Source organism: Legionella moravica DSM 19234 (assembly GCF_000423305.1).
Taxonomy (GTDB): Bacteria; Pseudomonadota; Gammaproteobacteria; order Legionellales; family Legionellaceae; genus Legionella; species Legionella moravica.
This window is the reverse complement of record NZ_AUHS01000019.1, coordinates 1-19,282: the sequence shown is the minus strand read 5'-3', so window position 1 is coordinate 19,282 and position 19,282 is coordinate 1. Positions and strand designations below refer to the sequence as shown.

Sequence of the window (19,282 nt, the reverse complement as noted above, 5' to 3'; positions counted from 1 at the left end):
CCAACCTCAAAAAATCAGTCTAACTACCTTCACTGAGGCTCGATAAATTCTCCACATAGCTTAGGCAAAGAAGCATTCAGGAGACAAGGCCAAACCAAAGGCTGAATTGCCCAAAAAAGCGCTCACATTGCAAAACGCCAATTTTATGCTATATCAAATAAAGATACTTTATTTATTGAGATCCCGACTAGTTTAAGCCACCACCTATATAAGGTCATAATCAGGAGCAAATAATGCTTAATAAACGATTTTCAGAACGACTTAATAAGGAGCTTGACAGTATAGGAGTCCCCGAATCAACACCTGAACGTATAGAGGTTCTTTCCAAACTGATTAAAATACCCAAATTTAAAGCCGAGGCATTACTCAATGGCATCACAAGCCCTGATGAACCGGTATTACAGACTCTTGCACAAGAGCTTGAAGTCAACTCGGATTGGTTGCTTGGTAAAAGCGATTCAAAATCAGGAGCTCACTAAAATCCTATCCATGGAAACGATGGCTTAAACTAATGGGTTTTGCGTGTTTCTCAATGTATTCAATAATTTTTCCCGCAATGTTGACGGCTGTCGTTTTTTCGATCCCTTCAAGGCCAGGAGATGAATTAATCTCCAACACTAATGGTCCATGATTGGATCGAATCAAATCAACGCCCGCTACTTTCAAACCCATAGTTTTTGCAGCGCTTACTGCAATTGCCCGCTCTTGTGGCGACAATTTCACTTTAACTCCTTTTCCACCCTGGTGTACATTAGCGCGAAATTCGCCTTCCTTTGCCTGACGCTTCATGGCAGCAACTACTTTTTCTCCAATCACAAAGCAGCGTATATCAGTACCTCGAGATTCTTCAATAAATTCCTGAACCAGAATATTGGCATGCATTTCTTTAAACGCATTAATAATGCTTACTGCAGATTGGTGGCTGTCAGCCAGAATTACCCCTTTGCCTTGAGTGCCTTCTAACAATTTGATTACGAGAGGAGCACCACCAACCATATGAATTAAATCTTCCGTATCATCAGGCGATTGAGCAAAACTGGTCAAAGGCATAGGAATACCTTTTCGAGCCAGAAGTTGTAAAGACCGAAATTTATCTCTGGAACGCGAAATAGCTATTGATTCATTAAGGGTGTACATGCCCATAGTTTCCATATGACGTAGCACGGCAGTTCCATAATAAGTCGTTGAAGCACCAATTCGTGGGATCACTGCATCGAATTGAGGCAGAGAAGAACCGCCTCTATAGTGAACTTTGGGATTTGAAGCGGCAACGTTCATATAACAATACAGGGGATTAATGATTTTAACTTCATGACCAGCCGCTTCCCCTTCCGCTTTCAAGCGCTTGTGCGAATACAAATGTGGGTTAGTGGCTAAAATTGCAATTTTCATGAATCAATAGTTCCTCAATTTTTTTTATAATGTGTCTAATAAAGCCTAGTTTAAAATTTATGAATTCTCATCCCGATGTACCGAAATGAGAAGATTAAATTTTATAGGCGATGAATTTAAAATTGGAACTTATCCTGTTCCTGATAGCATCAAGCGATTTTGGTGAATTCAGCTATGAGACTAATAACATATAATCCTTGGCCAACAAGTCTGCATGATGCGGAGTGGTAAAAAATGCGTTTAACTCTCCTTGGGGATTAAATAGCATTACTGCTCCACTGTGCTGAACGTCATAGTTTTTAGGATCGTCACTCTCTTTGTTGATTACTTTTGCATAAGCAATGCCCATTTCTCGAGTCATGAGTTTGATAATGGCCTCATCCCCTCGTGCACCATAAAATGAACTATTAAAGGATTTAACATATCCGTTCAATTTTTCCAGGCTATCACGCTCAGGATCTATAGAGATCATCACGACCCTGGGTAGATTTTTCACCTTTTTTTCCTCAAGAATACGATACATTTTAGCAAGTTCTGCCATAGTAGTCGGGCAGAGGTAACCACAATTAGTAAACCCAAAAAAGACTAATGTCCATTGCCCCTGCAAGCTGCTGTTTTCAAAGGGCAGTTGATCAGTCCCTGTCAGACTGAATTGATTGACCGTTCTTGGATTTTCAAGATAGGTGCCATGAAATTGAGCCGCATCAATTTTTTTCTTAAAATGAATATGTTGTGATACAAAAATTCCAGCGAATAAACTGGCCAGGGCCAATAAAATGGTAACAGTTAAAGTAACACCTTTTATTTTTATACTCATTTTAACCCCTTACAGATAGTGATCTATCAATAAAAAAACAAATAATACCATCAAATACACAATAGAGAATCTAAAGGTTTGCATTGCCACGACAGGTTTTTCAGTACTGTATAATTTGTGAGCCCAGAATAAAAACCGCACGCCCAGAAGCATTGCACCTGTCAAATAGACAATGCCACTCATTCCTACAACAAAAGGCAATAGACTGACCACCAACAATAAAATTGTATACAAATAAATATTCAGTTTGGTGAATTGTATACCATGAGTAACCGGTAGCATAGGAATTTGAGCATGTTGATATTCTTCATATCGATAAATTGCCAAAGCCCAAAAATGAGGAGGGGTCCAGGTAAAAATGATTAATACCAATAATAAAGCGTGAGGGTCCAACTGATTCGTTACAGCCGTCCAACCTAGTAATGGAGGTGCTGCGCCAGCCAATCCACCGATGACGATATTCTGTGAAGTCGCTCTTTTCAAATATCCAGTATAAACGCCAGCATAACCAATCAAAGTAACAAAAGTAAGCAAAGCTGTTAATTGATTTACAAAAGCACAAAGAACAGATAAACCCAGTACACCGATAACAACAGCAAATCCCAGCGCTTGATATACTGAAACCCGACCATGAGCCACAGGCCTTTTTTTTGTCCTGGCCATGATGGAATCAATATGCCTGTCCACCAAATGATTAATCGCGGCCGCACTACCGGCACACAAACCAACGCCAATTAAGGTAAAACCAATTAATGACAAATCTATCCAGCCTGGAGCGGCCAGATACATGCCAACAACAACCGTTAACAGCATAAGCAAAACCACTCGAGGCTTACACAGCTCAATGTAATCACGCCAATCTGCCGTTGGCTGTGTCGCTAGCTCAGCAGTCATAATCCAACCCCTTTCGTGTAAAATGCAACATACTAAACACTGTTGCCAATAATAATGCTGCAACCCCATTATGAGCAACGGCCACAGATATGGGCAGCAAATAAACTACGTTCAAAATACCCAGGCAAAATTGAAGCACCACAAATAACAGAAGTAATAAAGCACCTGTTTTTAAATATCGGGAACTTGACTTACCCAGAATCAACAATGAGAGCAGGACAATGTAACACGCAGTCAAAACAGCCCCAATCCGGTGAATCAATTGAATACTCACCCGAACCTCATTATCGAGTACTCCGCCCTGGTAATTAGCACCGACGGGAGAAAATAAATTAAATCCCTTGGTAAAGTGCAGTTCTGGTAACCACAATCCATTACACTGTGGAAATCCAATGCAGGAAATCCCTGCATAATTTGAACTAACCCAACCGCCAAGAGCAATTTGGCAAAAAACAATAAGCACCCCCAATCGGATCCAAAAACGCCACTGCGGCAAATCCTGCCCGTTTAAAGAACTAATTTGCAGGCGAAACCGACATAAGCAGGAAAAAATGAGCATCCCACCCAAAAGATGTCCCATGACGACTACTGGGAGAAGTTTCAGAGTTACCGTCCACATGCCCAGCGCTGCTTGAAAAACCACCAAAATCATTAAAGCCAAAGGGATATGCCACGGTATCACTTTACTTTGTATTCGCTTACGCAGCACACTGATTCCTATAAAAAGGATCAACAGAGCAAGAGTTCCTGCAGCATAACGATGAGCCATTTCGGTCCAGGCTTTTCTGGTTTCAATAGGAATGTGAGGAAACTGGGTTTGCGCTTCCTGCAAGCCTGTCTGGGCAGAAGGCAACACCATCCGCCCATAACAACCAGGCCAGTCAGGACACCCAAGTCCAGCATCTGTTAACCGTGTATAGGCTCCCAGCATCACTACAAATAAAGCGAAGATAATACTGAAAGTAGCCGCGATTCGTATAGAATTATTCTGCATCAATTTAGGTACTCTTCTGTTCTGTTGTACTAAGGAGAAGTTTCAGATCTTTATAGATATCATCAGGATTAGCCCCTGTGCGGTAACTTAGAATCAAGAAATTATCCGGATTGGCGATAAATACCTTGGCATCAGCAGGCAAAGCGGAGAGTTTAGCCATATCTGCAGATGTTAAGGTAGTCACATGAATATCCTGCTCTTTTAAGAGAGGTTTTATTTCATCGGCCAATGCTGATGATTTATCATCCAGAACCAACCACTCATCCACCTGATATAATTTTCGCCCTAAAGCCAAACGGACTCGAGCGAGCATATTGAGTTGTTCGAGGCATTCCTTTTTACATCCATCAGGACTAATAAGAAGGAGCCGCCATTTTGATTTACTTCCAAAATGACTAAAAGAAATCGGGGGGGTCAATAATGTACCTTTATTTACTGTCGATGAACCTAGCCAGTCTGGGTGTTGAAAAAATAGATAAGCAGTTACCCCTGGTGCAGCAAACATAATGGCTAATAAGAACAAAACATAATATTTAGTGACTTGTTTCTTCATTTCTCTTCTTCAGATTCAATGCTACGAATATAATAAAGATAACCAATGCCATGGCAAACCATTGCAGAGCATACGCTAAATGCCGCTGCGGAGGCATGGATACTATCGCCCATTCACGCACAAATCCATATGCGTCTTGCTTGTCGAGGCGAATAATAAACGGATAGACCTTTTTTTGCAAAAGGTGACTCACTAATTTTGCATCCAAAAGCTCAAGAATAATAATTCCTCGCTCTTTTTTCTCGATTCCAGGCCCTAAAACCCATTGGTTTTTGCCTGGAAAATAAGTACTGCCCTGCAGCTTAACCCTACCCTGTGGAATCAAGGTTTCAGGAAAAGTACGCCTGGTACTGTCCCCCATAACCCATCCCCGGTCCACCAGAACAATCGTTCCGTCCGAAAGCTCTAAAGGAGAAATAACATCATATCCAAACTGGTGTTGGTGATGCTGATTATCCAATAAAAAAATATTGGGTAAATAAGTGCCACTCACCCTGATACGTTGATATTGTTTGGGTAGCGGTTGCTCTCCACTCCAAACTATTGGTTCTTGTTTTGCCAATGATTCTTCTGCCGCAATCATCGTTGCTTTCTCATCCGCCCGTTGTATTTGCCAAAAGCCAAGACGAATAAAAATAAAGATAAAAAACAGAGTCAGAACAATCATTAGCCAATTTGGGGTGAAACGAAAGCGAAAACAGGTTAAACTAGGCATACTTTATTAATTGCTCAAAAAGTTGGCTAACTTCCGACTGAAGATAGCAATTTCGGGAGTATAACAAATGTTCACCAAAATCTTCATCATCTTTGTCATGATTATTATTGCCGGCTCTCTGGCAAGCGGCTTGTTTTTTCTGATAAGAGATACTGGAAACTCAAAACGAACAGTGAAAGCACTAACAATTAGAATAGGTATCTCATTGACCTTATTTATTTTTTTATTTGTTGCATTCAAATTAGGTCTCATTACACCGCATGGGATTTAAGTAATTGAATTAATCCGCCCATTCGAAAAAATTTATAGAACCGACTATACTTTTATCTGAGTTGATCATAAGGGACGATAGCAATCATGATGATACTGCTGTTTGTGTTCTTTTTTCTTATTGGGCTGCAATTACTATTCAAACCCACAAAAACAATACCCCTGCAATTTATTTTATGTCTGTTATTAATCTCCATTTGTTTCAATTTTCACAGCCATCTGGTGCCCTTATGAACATACAAAAAAAATTACACCTTTGGGGTAACAGCTTTGGGCTAATGATGATCTGCGTCATTTTACTCTTCGCTTTTACGGATCAACTGTTCAATCATTCGTTACCCTGCCCCTTATGTTTATTACAAAGAATTTGTTTTGCGGGAATAGGATTGTGCTTGATGATGAATTTGCGTCTGGGCATCAGGATATCTCATTATGGTTTTATGTTATTGCAAGCGTTATTAGGCCTTGCAATAGCGACGCGACAAATCTATCTCCATCTGGCTCCTGGCACACCCGGTTATGGAGAACCGTTTCTTGGTTTATATTTTTACACCTGGTCTGCAATTATTTTTCTGTTGATCATTGGCTTTATTGCGATCGCACTTCTCTTTGAACAAGGGTTTGACGCTCAATTCAAAACATCCAACAAAGGGATGATTGCTTTAATGTATTTATTTCTTATCTTGATTCTTGCGAATGGAATCAGTACATTCATAGAATGTGGTCCGTATGTTTGCCCGGATAACCCAACTGTCTACTATTTTTTCAAGTAATCGTGCACGAGTTAAGGAAGTATTATGCGTTTTTTATTAATCAGTTTCATTATGTGTTGCAGCAATGTCTATGCCGACACCATCAACAATTACATGAATATTGCGAATAACATACCACAAATGGAAATAAAGGCCGATCCACAAGCACAAGCTTGGGCCAGATCAGCGCGTCATGTTCTTAATATTACGTGTGAGAGCATTGCGGAAACCTTAATTCAGGCAAATGAAACAGCAAAAACTCAGGGTAAACCCATTTTTTGTTTACCACCAGGAAAACAACTCAATTCGATCACCATGAATGAGTTAATCCAACAAACCTATAAAGAAATATCAAGCCAGCGCAGTGATAAAGACACGATGACGGTATCTCAAATTGCCTTATTAGGCGTCAGCAAACAATTCCCATGCCAACAAAACCCGGCAGAAAAACAAATGGCTCATGTAGCCACATTATTATCGCACTAAATATAGGACGTATGTTGGGTCTTCACCCAACATGACCCGAAACGATTATTACCCGTTACTGACTAAACTCTTCAAAGGCTTCTAAAGCTTCAGCAGCATACATCAAAGAGGGGCCACCGCCCATATAAACAGCCATACCTAATGTTTCTAATAACTCGGCTCTGGTGGTTTGCAATTTTATTAACGTTTGCGCATGAAAACCAATACACCCTGGGCATTGTTTGGCAACAGCAAGAGCCATGGCAATCAACTCTTTTGTTTTTTTATCCAGTACACCTTCTTGATTAGCCGCTTGCGACAAAGCAGCAAATCCAGCCATAACTTCAGGCATTTCTTTGCGCATTTTTGCTAATTGAGTACCAATATCCTTGGTGATATGAGAAAATTTATCTGACATTTAAGGCGCTCCTTCTTTGTTTGTAATAGTTGTGCGCCAATAATGTACCGCAATACCGCACCAAGCAAAAGACTATTTAAGCAAAGCCCCTCAAATTCACTACAGAACCATCAATCGTTCACGGCAACAAAGTGATGTCGACCTAAGGAATAAAGACAAGATAGGCTAGAGTTTATAAGAGGGCCTGATTTAATGTTTCTTTGGCTAAAGTCAAACGCCGCTCAACTTCACCCAACTCTGCCTGCAAGGTCAGAATTGCATCAGGCTTTCCGCTGTGTGACAGATGTTGAAGCGATTTTGTCATTGCCTTCTGCTGTTGAGTCAGTGTATTAATATCCTGCTCCAGACTTTCTATCCATTGTTGTCGGGTACTTAACATTTTTACACCAAAAGAGACCCGATCATCAGGTTTCTTTTTACGACTGCTTATATGGCATAAAGCAACCAGAACATTAATTTTCTGTTTGATTCGTTCGGCCAAAAACATAGCACTGCGATCATTTTTTTGCTGAGATAAGGCTTGAATATCTGCTTTAATTTCTTTAACACATGCTGAGCCTGAAAACTCTAAACCGGTACGAAACAATCCTTTGGGTAGATTATGACTGGAAATAACCGAACTTAATTCACTGACTTTCCACTCCAACTCAGGAAGACGAGAACTTAATTCGGTTAATAATTCATCAAGAGGATTCATGGCATTATTGTTTGTTACGCTGTAGCTTCCACATCCAAAGTCCTGCTTTGCAACCAGGAACTGACAAATGGTGGCGCACACATCAATATCAAGCCGATGATTAAAGTTAATTCATAACGAGCAGTGCTGCCGACGTCAATACCCTCTGGTGGAATAAAACTCACGCCCAGAGTTGTGAGAACGCCAATAATGCCAATTCCCGAGACAAGCAACATCCCCATCATCCCGCCAGGAATTTTAAACGGACGATGGTGATTAGGCTCACTGATACGCAACTTGATTGCAGCGAGGAACATAATGAAATACATTAACATATACAACTGTGCGGCTAACGCAGTTAATAGCCAATAGGAACCATTGACACTGGGCATGAACAAAAACAAAGCAGACAATACTGTAACAATCACTGCTTGAGTAATTAACATGACCACTGGTGCTCCTTTGGTATTTGTACGCTGAAACAATTCAGGTAAATTACCGTCTTCAGCAGCAACCAATAATCCTTTGGTCGGTGCTATGATCCAGTTACTTACCCCGCCAAGACCACCAAGAACGAGCATGACAGCAACAACGGGCATCATCCAATTCATATTATATCTTGAGAAAAATGCTTCAAATGCCTGCATTATTCCTGCAACAAGATTGATGTCTTTGCCAGGCAACACCACGGCTATCGCAAGCGAGCCAAGGATCAGAGTACTTAAAATGATACCTACTGAATAGATTAACGCTTTAGGAAAAGCATGCTGAGGATTATTTACATCATTGGCATGAACCGTAGCGATCTCGATTCCGCAGAACGACATCATAATCGCTGTTAAAGACACCCACATAGATTTATCTGCAAGATGAGGGACAATACTGGGGACATCAAAGTTAATCTGTAAGGGGTTACCCTGAGTTATCCACGCTACGCCAAGGCCAATGATTAGAGACATGGGCAACAACAATCCGGCAAGAGAGCAAAAGCTGCTGAACATGGCAGAAGACTTCATGCCTCGTAAATTAAGCAAAGTAGCGCCCCAAAAACAACTGACTATAACGGCCCAGAGGAAATAAGGGTTACTGGTTAAAGCGGGATTAATCAAATAGCCTATGGTTCCTGCAACAAAAGATAATATGGTCGGATACCAGATCACATTTTCTATCCATTGCAACCAGATGGCTAAAAAGCCGGATTTTTTACCAAAGGCTTCCTTGACCCATACATAAATTCCACCTTGTTTTGCCCAACCAGAAGCCAGTTCAGCAGAGACCAGCGCTGTGGGAATGAGGAAAAATACAGCACCCAATATAAAGTAAAATATTAACTGGCTTCCAAATAAAGCGGTAGCGGGCAAATTTCGTATACTGTCTACCGAGCCAACGGTAATCATAGTCAAACTAAAAATAGTAAGTGAGTGCTTTTTATTACTCATCGCATTCCTTCATTGCAGCCTATTCAGAATCAAAAAACTTATTATATTAAATTAAGCTTAAGGAAACCTTAATAATCGCGTAAAAAATAAACAAAAATCAATCTAGTATTGAGTGGACTGATGCATTGTTGTGCAATATGAATCAGATATACAGCTCCTGAATAAATCTGTTTCGAATGTTCAGCCATTAAGGAACATTAAACGAATCCATGATCTGACATTTGATTTGAAAATCATCATAGCAGTTTTTCTGGTGAAACAGAATGTACCCAGCTCGCAAATAATGTCTTTTAACCAAGAGATTGAGCGTTTTTCGTAAGTCCTGTAGTAGGCTAAGAGCACATTAGACTACCTCCTTTCCGAGCCATATACACTTCAGATACTTCATCATCAGACGTCTTGTAAAAAAAATTCAAGCCAGATTGAACACCTACTCGTTGTTTCTTATGAGCTGACGGCTTTCTAGACTCATTCCGTTGCATTTTATTGTGAATTAGTTCAATAGCCAATTCATGCTTATTTTTAACTGCATGATCCAAAGCAGTTAATCCATTTTTATCTTTAATAGTCAGGGAGGCCCCTCTATTCAACAATAATTGAAATAGTTTTCTATCCTGAGTAGTCACAGTCAGCTTGCAGGCGTACATCAAAGGTGTCTTACCCTCGATATCCAATGGATTAATTTTAATCCCTTTAATGCACAACAAATCCTCAACGATCCCCGAACCTCCATATTTACACGCAATATGAAGCAAGGTTGCCAAATCTTTTTTTCGCTGGTTAGTAACAAGATGAGGAACTCCTGAAAGCATGGCTCTTACTACGTCTCGCCTGCCAAAATACAGTGCTTTTAAAATAGGGGAATCATCACTCAAATTTTGACGAGAAAAAACAGACCATCTCGCTCTAAGACATTGTTTTACAGTTGGTAAATCACCTTGCAGAGCGGCCATGGAAAAAAAATAGAGTCGTTCAGGATAAGGAGTTTTCCTAGGCACTGGAAATACTGGATAGCGGTTTTTCAATTTAGAAATTATGCCCGCTGAAAGGTTCACTGCGATGAAGTCTGTATTGACTGTTAGCCTGCGGATTAATGGCCCCGAAGTGCTTACTCGATACAGCTCATCAACAAGCCCATGAGAATTAAATTCAAAATAGGGTTTATTCGTATCTTGTATATACAAATCATTGATGTTGATGAATCGCCAAAGATTCCCCGCTCGCTTAAACCCCATGGCATGATCTGCAGTACTGATAATAACCGCTACATTTTCAGCTAAACCTGATTTAGCCAACAAGGTAAAATATTCGAGTGCTTCTTGCCTGGAGCCAAAAGTATGTGTCTTATAAAAAATCTGTTGTACTCCCGAATGGCGATGTTGAATGCGCTTCAGGATGGCAGTAACATCGGATTGCCAAACCAGTTTTCCATAGAGATTTTTGTAAGCAAGCGGTTCCTGAGCTATACACAACTTTTCACACAATTGCGGTAAAGAAAGAGTCTGTAACTCGCTTTCAGAAAGAGGAATTAATCGGTCCTTTTTTTGGTTAATATGCTCAAGAACATCAGGTAAATCAGACTTATGAGCACGAAGAAGATGGAGTTGACGGTAAAATACGTCCTCTTTGCCCTCAGCAACTGCCAACGCCCAGTTGAGACTAAAACCATAGCAAACACCCTCAAATTCCGGATGATAGAGACTGGTTAAAAGAGCGATGATATCATCATGGGTTAACGAGTCAGGATTATATAAACTTCTTAAACGATGTGCCGCATAATCGATGGATTTAACAGCCAGGAGATAGAATACCCATCCCCAAATAAACAAAAGCATACAGAAAAGGACATACATGTCTTATATCTCATACTATCCCGGGTAAAAAAAAGTATACGGTTAATTAATCCGCTACGTCGATAGGTTCGATGTTCTATTACAATTCAAACGCACCCTTGTGACTTGTTGATAAGCCACATGTGCTTGATGACGCGTCAGAACTGCTCTCTTCCGTGTCAATCATGTCAGGTGAAAATAATGAGCATCCGGATGCAGCTAATGAAGTAGCTGATTTTTTCTTTAACTTATTATACAGATACAACATTAATAATGTTTCAGTCTTTCCAAAGCTCCCCACAGAACTGCTGAAGCGAACAGCATTAAGATTGAGCTTATCGGCAACGGTTTGGGGGGTATGATCCGCGGTAATGTATACGTGTTCCGGTCTATCCATCACCAGATCGGTGTGGATGGCCAACGCGGGATTCAATGATTGAATGTTATCCAAAACCTGGTTTGAATTCGATCGTTGTCCCTCAGAGCGTAAATAGGCGACAACATTAGAGGGGTAGGCGTAAACGACATCAATTCCAATAAATTTCAAAATGTTTTTTACTTTAATCATTACGTCTCGATCAACCCAGGACTGAGCCAAAACGGAGGTTTTGCCAATAATGCTCTGCAGTTTTTCAAAACCATACTGATTAAATAGCTGCCCCAGATAAGCGAATTCCCTTGATTGTAAACCTGATTTGCTGCATTGGCTTGACTCTAAAAAACGCGCCAATTGGACAAGAAAATCGTCTGTTGAATCAGATTTATTAATCAAGAATCGAGCCATTCGCCAAAAATCAACTACATATTGGCTGTTATCGATAATAATCAATTTGGGAGTGCCGCTGCTGAGTTGGCATGCAATTTCAACTGAACGCATACCCGATATGGCGACCAATGCAATATGCTCTTCCCTGGAATGATGAGGCAATCCTGTGATCTCAGGATCATTCCCCTTGATTAGGACCTTGAATGGCTTCAAACAATTGGGAGGTAATTGGCTAATAGCAAAAGATTTTCTGGAAAAGAATCCTCTATAGGCCGACTGTATTGTGACTGCAGCCTCGTTTTTAAGTTGAGTCCCATCAGTTTTTGACACGCCCATATTGATCCCGAATAAGTTAAAATGGATAAAATTTAACGAACAATAATTAAGGATTTATTAGATTCTTAATCAAAAAACTAATAGCAACTATATGAAATACTAATAACACTATAATCCAGCATCTTGTCAATACATACTTTAATAATTATTGTCCAATCACTCACTAAAGAATAAGTACCCTCGGAGTCCCTCTGCTGATAAGTAGCATTGCTTCACGTCTCTATGCTATAGTTCCTATTTTTTTCCGAGTACTCAATTATTATGTTTGATAACTTAACCGAACGGTTGACCCGCACCTTTAAAAACCTGCGTGGACAGGGTCGATTAACTGAAGACAATATTCAACAAGCCTTGCGCGAAGTCAGACTCTCCCTGATCGAGGCAGATGTGGCTCTGCCGGTTATTAAAGACTTTATTGAACAGGTAAAAGAGAAAGCCCTTGGGCAGGAAGTATTAACCAGTTTAAATCCTGACCAGGCATTTATTAAAACCGTGCATGATGAATTAATCCATGTCATGGGCGATGAACGCGTTGAGCTGGACTTTAAAACGCAACCCCCTGCAATATTCCTGATGGCCGGTTTACAAGGCTCTGGTAAAACAACAAGCACCGCAAAACTCGCCCGCTATTTAAAAGACACCGAAAATAAAAAAGTCATGCTGGTCAGTGTGGACGTTTACAGGCCTGCCGCCATCCAACAGCTTAAGGTTTTGGCAGAACAAATTGGTGTCGCATTTTTTCCTGCAGAAACCAACGAACAACCCATTTCTATAGCTCAAAAAGCTCTTGAAAGTGCTAAAAAGCAATACATGGATGTTTTGATTATCGATACTGCGGGTCGCATGCATATCGATGCAGAAATGATGGATGAGATTAAGGCATTACACCAATCTGTAAAACCCATAGAAACCTTGTTTGTTGTCGACAGTATGACGGGCCAGGATGCAGCCAATACCGCCAAGGCATTCCATGAAGCCCTGCCCTTAACCGGGGTCATCCTTACCAAAACAGATGGTGATGCCCGAGGTGGTGCTGCTTTGTCGGTGAGACAAATAACCGGCCAACCCATTAAATTTATCGGTAGCGGTGAAAAAGTAGAGGCTCTGGAGCCATTTCACCCCGAGCGTATCGCGTCACGAATATTAGGAATGGGCGATATTCTGACTTTGATCGAAGAAGTAGAGCGCAAAGCAGACAAACAGGCCAGCGAAAAACTGGCTAAAAAATTAAAGAAAGGCAAGGGTTTTGATTTAGAAGACTTCAAGCAACAACTCTTGCAAATGAACAACATGGGCGGTATCGCAGGAATGATGAGCAAGCTTCCTGGTATGGGGCAAATGCCTCAACAGGCGATGAAACAGGTCAATGACAAAGCTATGGCCCAGACAGTTGCCATTATTAATTCAATGACCCCCAAAGAACGTCGACTCCCCAAAATCATTGTAGGGTCACGGAAAAAGCGCATTGCAATGGGCTCTGGAACCCAGATTCAGGATGTCAATCGACTGTTGAAACAATTTGAACAAATGCAAAAGATGATGAAAAAATTTTCCAAACCTGGCGGAATGCAGAAAATGATGCGAGGTTTAGGGGGAATGGCTGGAATGAAAGACATGTTTCCAGATGATTTAAAGTAATTGTTTTTATTACACTATCTACACATAGAGACCGATATTCGCTATGAATAACCGTAGTTGACTAAGTGGCGATAGTGCGTTAGAAAATAAATTAAAAGAATTACTTCACATGTTGAGTTAATTTTCGTACAATACTCGGCATTTTTATGTAACCACTCTAAAGTAGAGGAAAACAATGGTCGTTATACGTTTATCACGAGGCGGCGCCAAAAAGCGTCCTTTTTATCACATGGTAGTAACTGACAGCCGCAAACGTCGCGATGGTAATTACATTGAGCGTATTGGTTATTTTAACCCCGTTGCGCGAGGACAAGAAGTTCGTCTGCACGTTGAAATGGAAAAATTAGCTCATTGGCAAAGTGTTGGTGCACAATTATCTGACCGAGTCAGTTCATTGGTAAAAGAATTTAACAAAAAATCTGAAACAGCTGCTTAATAACGTGAATAATCAGGCAAACTGGGTAGTATTAGGCCGTTTTGGCCGACCTCATGGTATTAAAGGCTTTGTTACGGTTCACTCCTTCACAGATCCTCGAGATAATATTCTGAGATATACAGACTGGCATGCCTGTTTAAACAATCAGTGGCAACCTGTTAAGCTATTATGTATCGAAGTACATAACAAGGCCATAATAGCACAAATAGAGGGCTATCCTGATCGTGAGCTTGTTTCTCGACTTACCAATGTAGAAATTGCTGTTCAAAAAGAACAGCTCGCTGAATTAGAACCAGGTGAATATTACTGGCACCAGCTGATAGGCATGAAAGTGATTAACCAACAAGGCGTGTCCTTTGGATTAGTTACTGAAGTGATGCCAACAGGCTCTAATGATGTATTGGTAGTTCAAGGTGAAAAAAGGCATTTAATACCTTATTTGCCGGGGCAATTTATAATGGATATCAATGACACCGAACAGGTCATTACTGTCGACTGGGATGCGGATTTTTAAGTGGTTTTGCATCTGGGCGTAATCAGTTTGATTCCAGAAATAATGGATGGATTAAAGTACGGAGTTACCGGTAGGGCAATTGAACAGAACCTGGTACAAATTGCACACTGGAATCCACGTGATTGGTCATCCAGACCCTATAGGCAGATAGATGATAAGCCTTATGGTGGTGGACCAGGAATGGTCATGATGTATGAACCACTCCATGCGGCAATTGTACATGCACGCAGTCAAATGCCAGAAAACTGCAAAACGGTCTACTTAAGCCCACAAGGTAAAGTAATCCGTCAAGCCGACTTAAACCAGGTGGCAAATGACAGGCAACCCCTGCTGTTTATAGCAGGACGCTATGAAGGAATTGATGAGCGCATCATTAGTCATCATGTAGATGAAGAGTGGTCGCTTGGGGATTTTGTATTAAGTGGCGGTGAATTAGCTGCCATGGTGTTTATTGACGCCATAATTCGTTTGATACCCGGTAGTCTTGGGCATCTTGGTTCAGCAGAGCAAGATTCATTTATGAATGGGTTACTCGACTGTCCTCATTATACCCGGCCTGCATCCATTAATGGTATGGATGTACCTCCTGTTTTATTAGGAGGGAACCATAGGGACATAGAGCGATGGCGTAGAAAACAATCCCTGGGTAAAACCTGGCTTAAACGTCCGGATTTACTAAAACAGATGCAATTGAACGAAACTGACAGGCAGTTGCTTGCAGAGTTTCAGGAAGAGCACGGTTTATTACCGAATTCAAGGTAGCAAACCAGCAGGTTTCAAAGCATCCATGAATCGGTGCTGAATAGTTATAAATGCGAACACGGTGATTCCTGTTGAGGATAAACCAATTTTAGGAGTAGTCCATGACTAATATTATTGACCAATTGAATGCTGAGCAAATGCAAGGCAAGGAAATTCCTGAGTTTAATCCAGGTGACACTGTTCTTGTTCAAGTTAAAGTAATTGAAGGTACTCGTGAACGTTTACAGGCTTTTGAAGGGATTGTTATTGCTAAAAGAAATCGTGGTTTAAATTCCGCGTTTACTGTTCGCAAAATTTCTCATAACGTAGGTGTTGAGCGAGTGTTCCAGACTTACAGCCCAATCGTGGACAGTATCACTGTCAAGCGTCGTGGTGATGTACGTCGAGCAAAACTGTATTACTTACGCAACCTGGCTGGCCGCGCTGCTCGTATTAAAGAAAAATTGACAGGTAAAAAAGGCGATTAATTCTTGAACTCAATGCTCGTCATGTCGATTTTTCCTACCCCTTGGGGTAGGCTTGAAGTACATCATGATGAGCATTTTGTTTATAGTGCCTCGTTTACTCAAAAATCTGGGGTACCTGCCAATAACAGCCTGGCTCAAACAATAGGCAAAGAACTTGAAGCCTATAATGCTGATCCTCATCATCGGTTTCAATTACAATTAAAACCTAAAGGCAGTCTATACCAACTAAACGTATGGAACGCGCTCCTGGTCATTCCCGTTGGTCGAACGTTGACTTATGGAGAATTGGCACTCAAACTGCAAAGTAGTCCCCGAGCTATTGGACAGGCGTGTAAACGCAACCCTCTGGCGTTGTTTATCCCTTGTCATCGTGTCGTTGGAAAAAATAGTCTTGGCGGATATATGGGGAATCCCGAATCCATTTCATATAAAGAAAGCCTGCTCGCTCATGAGGCTCGTCTATAAAATATTCTTGAACTAACTCTGTTTGGGAGTATTCGATGTCTCATCCGTAATAGCCAGTGAAGCGCTCGGTTGCAGAATACTAAAAAATCTTAATCCATAACTTACGGCCATCTTCCATAAATTAGCGACAAAAGAGTAAGTGGAAATATTGTTGAGATACAGTTCCTCAAATTCGGCAGGATTCATTTCCCACAATCGAGTGACATACAATCCAAGCTCTTCTTTAACCTCCTCGGTATATTCCATTTGTTCATTTAAATATTGTGCCAGGTTTTTCAGCACACTGACTCGAGTCGTTTGTAGCTGATCTCCCTCAATTTGGGTATTCTCCAAGGTAGTAATGTATTCATCAGCTAAATATCTGAATTGAGTGATTGAACTAATTTGTTCAAAGGCACGATTCACAGCCTTGATGTCAGCGGTCTCTTTGTAATGGAGAAATCGGGCATTTTCTCTCTGTTCCTGCTCAGAAAAGCGTAATCCATCCAAAAGTGCACTTTGATTTTTCATCAATTGGCACACTTGCTTGCCGCTCAATTGTTCTTGTTTTATAAAATTGTTTTGAAGATTCATACTCTGATAAACCATACAGCTAATTAACCCAACCGATAAGGAAATAAAAGCATAAGATAATTCCGCTCTGATTGGTCTCGAATCCAAATCATGAACTACAGCCAAAATAGCCATGTGTCTGACATCTTCCTCACAAAAACCATGATTCAACCATTCAAAAACAATTAAATTCACGGTTTCATCGGCACCAATAGCATCTTTTGAGTCTGAATAATGCTGTGCGATGAATTGAGGCCATTCCAAAAACCGTAGATAATTTCCTTTACGAAGAGCCTGGAGATATTCAATACTGGATGAGAGCATAGCTATCGACCTTAGATCATATCTCCATCAATCCGGAAAGTTCATCCACTTGAATCCGGTAAAGAAACTCCAGATGCAGGACCCTTTCTGGCTTCAGGAGCTCTCAATTCGTTCAAAATGACGTATCCCGGTTTTATTGAGAAGTTACGATTTTTGAGTTAAATGTATTGAATATATATCATTAAATTCAATAAAAATCTTGTGAAACATAATTTCACTTCCTCAAGCTCTTGTCTTCGAGAATTAACCTATACTTAAAATAAAATACGATGCCAGTGGAGATAAAAAATGAATAATAAATGGTTTATCCTCATCATGTTGCTGGTAGTACCAACCAGTGTAGCACTAGCCAACTGTGACTTAACGAAATTTCGCTGGGATTGTGATCTGCCTGTACAGGTTAAGCCAAAACCAGGAGCAAGCTCGTTAGTGTATTGCGGTAATTCCTACGGTTACATTACAAAGCAACAATACGATATCCTGGCCCGGTATCAACGCGCCAGTGTCAACATGGTTTTAGACATCAATGGAGAATACATTGATAGCCCTTGTGAAGGAGCTGAGCGCTAATCCTCAGTTTAGGGGAATATCAATAGGTTACTTGTTCCTCTTTGCGAACTCAGTTGCTCTAAAGATCTTCGCTTGGGTGTTTCAAGAATAATCCACTAAAATCGAGCCAAAGTTATTTGGGTATAATTCCTTTTCTTCGATATAATGGCAGTACCTCATACTATCCAAGCCATTGATGATCATTGAAATTGACGGCATTTCTATCGAAATATTAAAAAAGCCGATTAAAAACTTGAATCTTAGAATTTATCCTCCAGATGGCTTGGTTAAAGTAAGCGCCCCATTAAGGTTCAGTGATCGGTTAATCAGACAACATCTTCAAGAAAAAAGTGAATGGATTCGCATTCAGCGTGATCGAATTCGTCAACGCTCTTCGTATACGGAAGAAAATCTGCAGACAGGGTCAACCATTCCATTTCAAGGAAAAAATTATTTATTAATCATTGAAGAACATCATGGCCCTAAGACTATCCAAGTTAATGGAGAGCTGATTCATCTATATACCCAACCGCAACCAACGCTAACTCAAATTAAGATAATGCTTGATAGTTGGTACAGAAAAGAAATGGAGGCCATCGTACCTGGGTTAATAAAACATTGGGAAGCGATTATTCAAGTACAATCAAACGAATGGGGTATAAAAAAAATGAAAACTCGCTGGGGATCATGCAATACCCGGGCACGTAGAATTTGGTTGAATCTCAATTTAATGAAAAAGCCTTTGGTGTGCCTTGAGTATGTGCTGGTGCACGAACTGGTTCATCTTCTCGAAGCCAGCCATAACAAACGATTTTATGCTCTGATGACTCAATTTATGCCCCAGTGGCGTGAATATCAATACCTTCTGGAAGGTAAGGCATCTAGAAAATAAACCTGTTCGTACGATCAGCCTTTGTACGTGACAAAAACTTGTCCTGCCCGCGCACTGATATATCCCCTCAAATTTGCTAAAAATAATTGCAGTAAAGTTGAAGTCGTGATCTAATTTTCCCCAACAAATTTGTTTGGGGAAAATGATGGAACCTATCGATTTACTACATGACCATCTCATGGAGGAATGTCCTTTTATCCATGGCAAACGTTTACAAGCATTAATGGATGTAGCATGTTCACTACAAAAGAAGCAAAACCTATCGCTGACAGCAATAGGCAAAGGATTAACTGGAAACAGTTCATTAAAACACAAGATTAAAAAGGTAGATCGTCTTGAGGGCAACAAGCACCTATATGAAGAG

The 19,282-nt window shown here is 40.6% G+C and carries 24 protein-coding genes and 1 pseudogene; 13 read left to right on the top strand and 12 right to left on the bottom strand.

What is annotated here, in order from left to right; all coding sequences use genetic code 11:
- Nucleotides 1-233: 233 nt before the first annotated feature.
- Nucleotides 234-479, top strand: coding sequence for a hypothetical protein (locus G543_RS0105400; protein WP_028383627.1), 246 nt, complete (start codon nt 234-236; stop codon nt 477-479).
- A gap of 4 nt (nt 480-483) precedes the next feature.
- Here the strand turns inward: G543_RS0105400 and rimK are convergent, their stop codons facing one another.
- The 6 genes from rimK to G543_RS0105370 all read right to left on the bottom strand — a co-directional run bounded on the left by rimK (nt 484) and on the right by G543_RS0105370 (nt 5,365).
- A complete protein-coding gene (gene rimK / locus G543_RS0105395) occupies nt 484-1,392 on the bottom strand; it encodes a 30S ribosomal protein S6--L-glutamate ligase (RefSeq protein ID WP_028383626.1) in 909 nt (302 codons plus the stop codon).
- Between the two features lie 172 nt (nt 1,393-1,564).
- A complete protein-coding gene (locus G543_RS0105390; RefSeq protein ID WP_028383625.1) occupies nt 1,565-2,209 on the bottom strand; it encodes an SCO family protein in 645 nt (214 codons plus the stop codon).
- Nucleotides 2,210-2,218: 9 nt separating this feature from the next.
- A complete protein-coding gene (cyoE, locus tag G543_RS0105385; protein ID WP_028383624.1) occupies nt 2,219-3,103 on the bottom strand; it encodes a heme o synthase in 885 nt (294 codons plus the stop codon).
- Entirely contained in the window at nt 3,093-4,097 is a 1,005-nt protein-coding gene (locus G543_RS0105380; protein WP_028383623.1) for a COX15/CtaA family protein, read from the bottom strand. Before G543_RS0105380 ends, cyoE begins: the two co-directional genes overlap by 11 nt.
- 4 nt (nt 4,098-4,101) lie before the next feature.
- A complete protein-coding gene (locus tag G543_RS0105375; RefSeq protein ID WP_028383622.1) occupies nt 4,102-4,650 on the bottom strand; it encodes a hypothetical protein in 549 nt (182 codons plus the stop codon).
- Nucleotides 4,631-5,365: an SURF1 family protein gene (locus tag G543_RS0105370; RefSeq protein WP_028383621.1), complete on the bottom strand. Its 735-nt coding sequence runs from the start codon at nt 5,363-5,365 to the stop codon at nt 4,631-4,633. The genes G543_RS0105375 and G543_RS0105370 overlap by 20 nt, the downstream gene beginning before the upstream one ends.
- A 67-nt stretch (nt 5,366-5,432) precedes the next feature.
- On the opposite strand from G543_RS0105370, the gene G543_RS0105365 reads away from it, so the two are divergent.
- The 3 genes from G543_RS0105365 (at nt 5,433) to G543_RS0105355 (ending at nt 6,873) form a co-directional block, all read left to right on the top strand.
- Entirely contained in the window at nt 5,433-5,636 is a 204-nt protein-coding gene (locus tag G543_RS0105365) for a twin transmembrane helix small protein (protein WP_028383620.1), read from the top strand.
- A gap of 229 nt (nt 5,637-5,865) precedes the next feature.
- Nucleotides 5,866-6,408 (top strand): disulfide bond formation protein B, encoded by a 543-nt coding sequence (locus G543_RS0105360; protein WP_028383619.1) that lies wholly within the window; start codon nt 5,866-5,868, stop codon nt 6,406-6,408.
- 24 nt (nt 6,409-6,432) lie between these two features.
- Nucleotides 6,433-6,873: a hypothetical protein gene (locus G543_RS0105355; RefSeq protein ID WP_028383618.1), complete on the top strand. Its 441-nt coding sequence runs from the start codon at nt 6,433-6,435 to the stop codon at nt 6,871-6,873.
- A gap of 55 nt (nt 6,874-6,928) precedes the next feature.
- Here the strand turns inward: G543_RS0105355 and G543_RS0105350 are convergent, their stop codons facing one another.
- The 5 genes from G543_RS0105350 to G543_RS0105325 form a co-directional block, all read right to left on the bottom strand.
- Nucleotides 6,929-7,270 (bottom strand): carboxymuconolactone decarboxylase family protein, encoded by a 342-nt coding sequence (locus G543_RS0105350; protein WP_028383617.1) that lies wholly within the window; start codon nt 7,268-7,270, stop codon nt 6,929-6,931.
- Nucleotides 7,271-7,442: 172 nt separating this feature from the next.
- Nucleotides 7,443-7,967, bottom strand: coding sequence for a primosomal replication protein PriC (locus G543_RS0105345; protein WP_028383616.1), 525 nt, complete (start codon nt 7,965-7,967; stop codon nt 7,443-7,445).
- 14 nt (nt 7,968-7,981) lie between these two features.
- Complete coding sequence (locus G543_RS0105340) at nt 7,982-9,385, bottom strand: APC family permease (RefSeq protein WP_028383615.1); 1,404 nt, start codon at nt 9,383-9,385, stop codon at nt 7,982-7,984.
- A gap of 332 nt (nt 9,386-9,717) precedes the next feature.
- Complete coding sequence (ankG, locus tag G543_RS17160) at nt 9,718-11,238, bottom strand: Dot/Icm T4SS effector AnkG/AnkZ/LegA7 (RefSeq protein ID WP_238584755.1); 1,521 nt, start codon at nt 11,236-11,238, stop codon at nt 9,718-9,720.
- A 79-nt stretch (nt 11,239-11,317) separates the two neighbouring features.
- The gene (locus tag G543_RS0105325) at nt 11,318-12,319 is read right to left on the bottom strand and encodes an IQ calmodulin-binding motif-containing protein (RefSeq protein ID WP_028383614.1); all 1,002 of its coding nucleotides are present in this window, start codon (nt 12,317-12,319) and stop codon (nt 11,318-11,320) included.
- A gap of 261 nt (nt 12,320-12,580) precedes the next feature.
- On the opposite strand from G543_RS0105325, the gene ffh reads away from it, so the two are divergent.
- The 6 genes from ffh (at nt 12,581) to G543_RS0105295 (ending at nt 16,601) form a co-directional block, all read left to right on the top strand.
- Nucleotides 12,581-13,957, top strand: a complete 1,377-nt coding sequence (ffh, locus tag G543_RS0105320) for a signal recognition particle protein (RefSeq protein ID WP_028383613.1) — start codon at nt 12,581-12,583, stop codon at nt 13,955-13,957.
- Nucleotides 13,958-14,132: 175 nt separating this feature from the next.
- On the top strand, nt 14,133-14,393 hold the full coding sequence (gene rpsP, locus G543_RS0105315) for a 30S ribosomal protein S16 (protein WP_028383612.1): 261 nt from the start codon (nt 14,133-14,135) through the stop codon (nt 14,391-14,393).
- A 4-nt stretch (nt 14,394-14,397) separates the two neighbouring features.
- Nucleotides 14,398-14,907, top strand: coding sequence for a ribosome maturation factor RimM (gene rimM, locus G543_RS0105310; protein ID WP_028383611.1), 510 nt, complete (start codon nt 14,398-14,400; stop codon nt 14,905-14,907).
- Complete coding sequence (gene trmD, locus G543_RS0105305; RefSeq protein ID WP_028383610.1) at nt 14,908-15,669, top strand: tRNA (guanosine(37)-N1)-methyltransferase TrmD; 762 nt, start codon at nt 14,908-14,910, stop codon at nt 15,667-15,669.
- A 101-nt stretch (nt 15,670-15,770) separates the two neighbouring features.
- A complete protein-coding gene (rplS, locus tag G543_RS0105300; RefSeq protein ID WP_028383609.1) occupies nt 15,771-16,136 on the top strand; it encodes a 50S ribosomal protein L19 in 366 nt (121 codons plus the stop codon).
- A gap of 12 nt (nt 16,137-16,148) precedes the next feature.
- A complete protein-coding gene (locus G543_RS0105295; RefSeq protein ID WP_028383608.1) occupies nt 16,149-16,601 on the top strand; it encodes a methylated-DNA--[protein]-cysteine S-methyltransferase in 453 nt (150 codons plus the stop codon).
- A gap of 12 nt (nt 16,602-16,613) precedes the next feature.
- Here the strand turns inward: G543_RS0105295 and G543_RS0105290 are convergent, their stop codons facing one another.
- Nucleotides 16,614-17,477, bottom strand: a complete 864-nt coding sequence (locus tag G543_RS0105290; RefSeq protein WP_028383607.1) for a helical bundle domain-containing protein — start codon at nt 17,475-17,477, stop codon at nt 16,614-16,616.
- A gap of 288 nt (nt 17,478-17,765) precedes the next feature.
- Here G543_RS0105290 and G543_RS0105285 point away from each other — a divergent pair, with 288 nt between their 5' ends.
- The 3 genes and pseudogenes from G543_RS0105285 to G543_RS17155 form a co-directional block, all read left to right on the top strand.
- Nucleotides 17,766-18,047 (top strand): hypothetical protein, encoded by a 282-nt coding sequence (locus tag G543_RS0105285; RefSeq protein WP_028383606.1) that lies wholly within the window; start codon nt 17,766-17,768, stop codon nt 18,045-18,047.
- A 175-nt stretch (nt 18,048-18,222) separates the two neighbouring features.
- Nucleotides 18,223-18,918, top strand: a complete 696-nt coding sequence (locus G543_RS0105280) for a M48 family metallopeptidase (protein ID WP_028383605.1) — start codon at nt 18,223-18,225, stop codon at nt 18,916-18,918.
- A gap of 142 nt (nt 18,919-19,060) precedes the next feature.
- Nucleotides 19,061-19,282: pseudogene (locus G543_RS17155) on the top strand (IS4 family transposase); the annotation flags it as partial.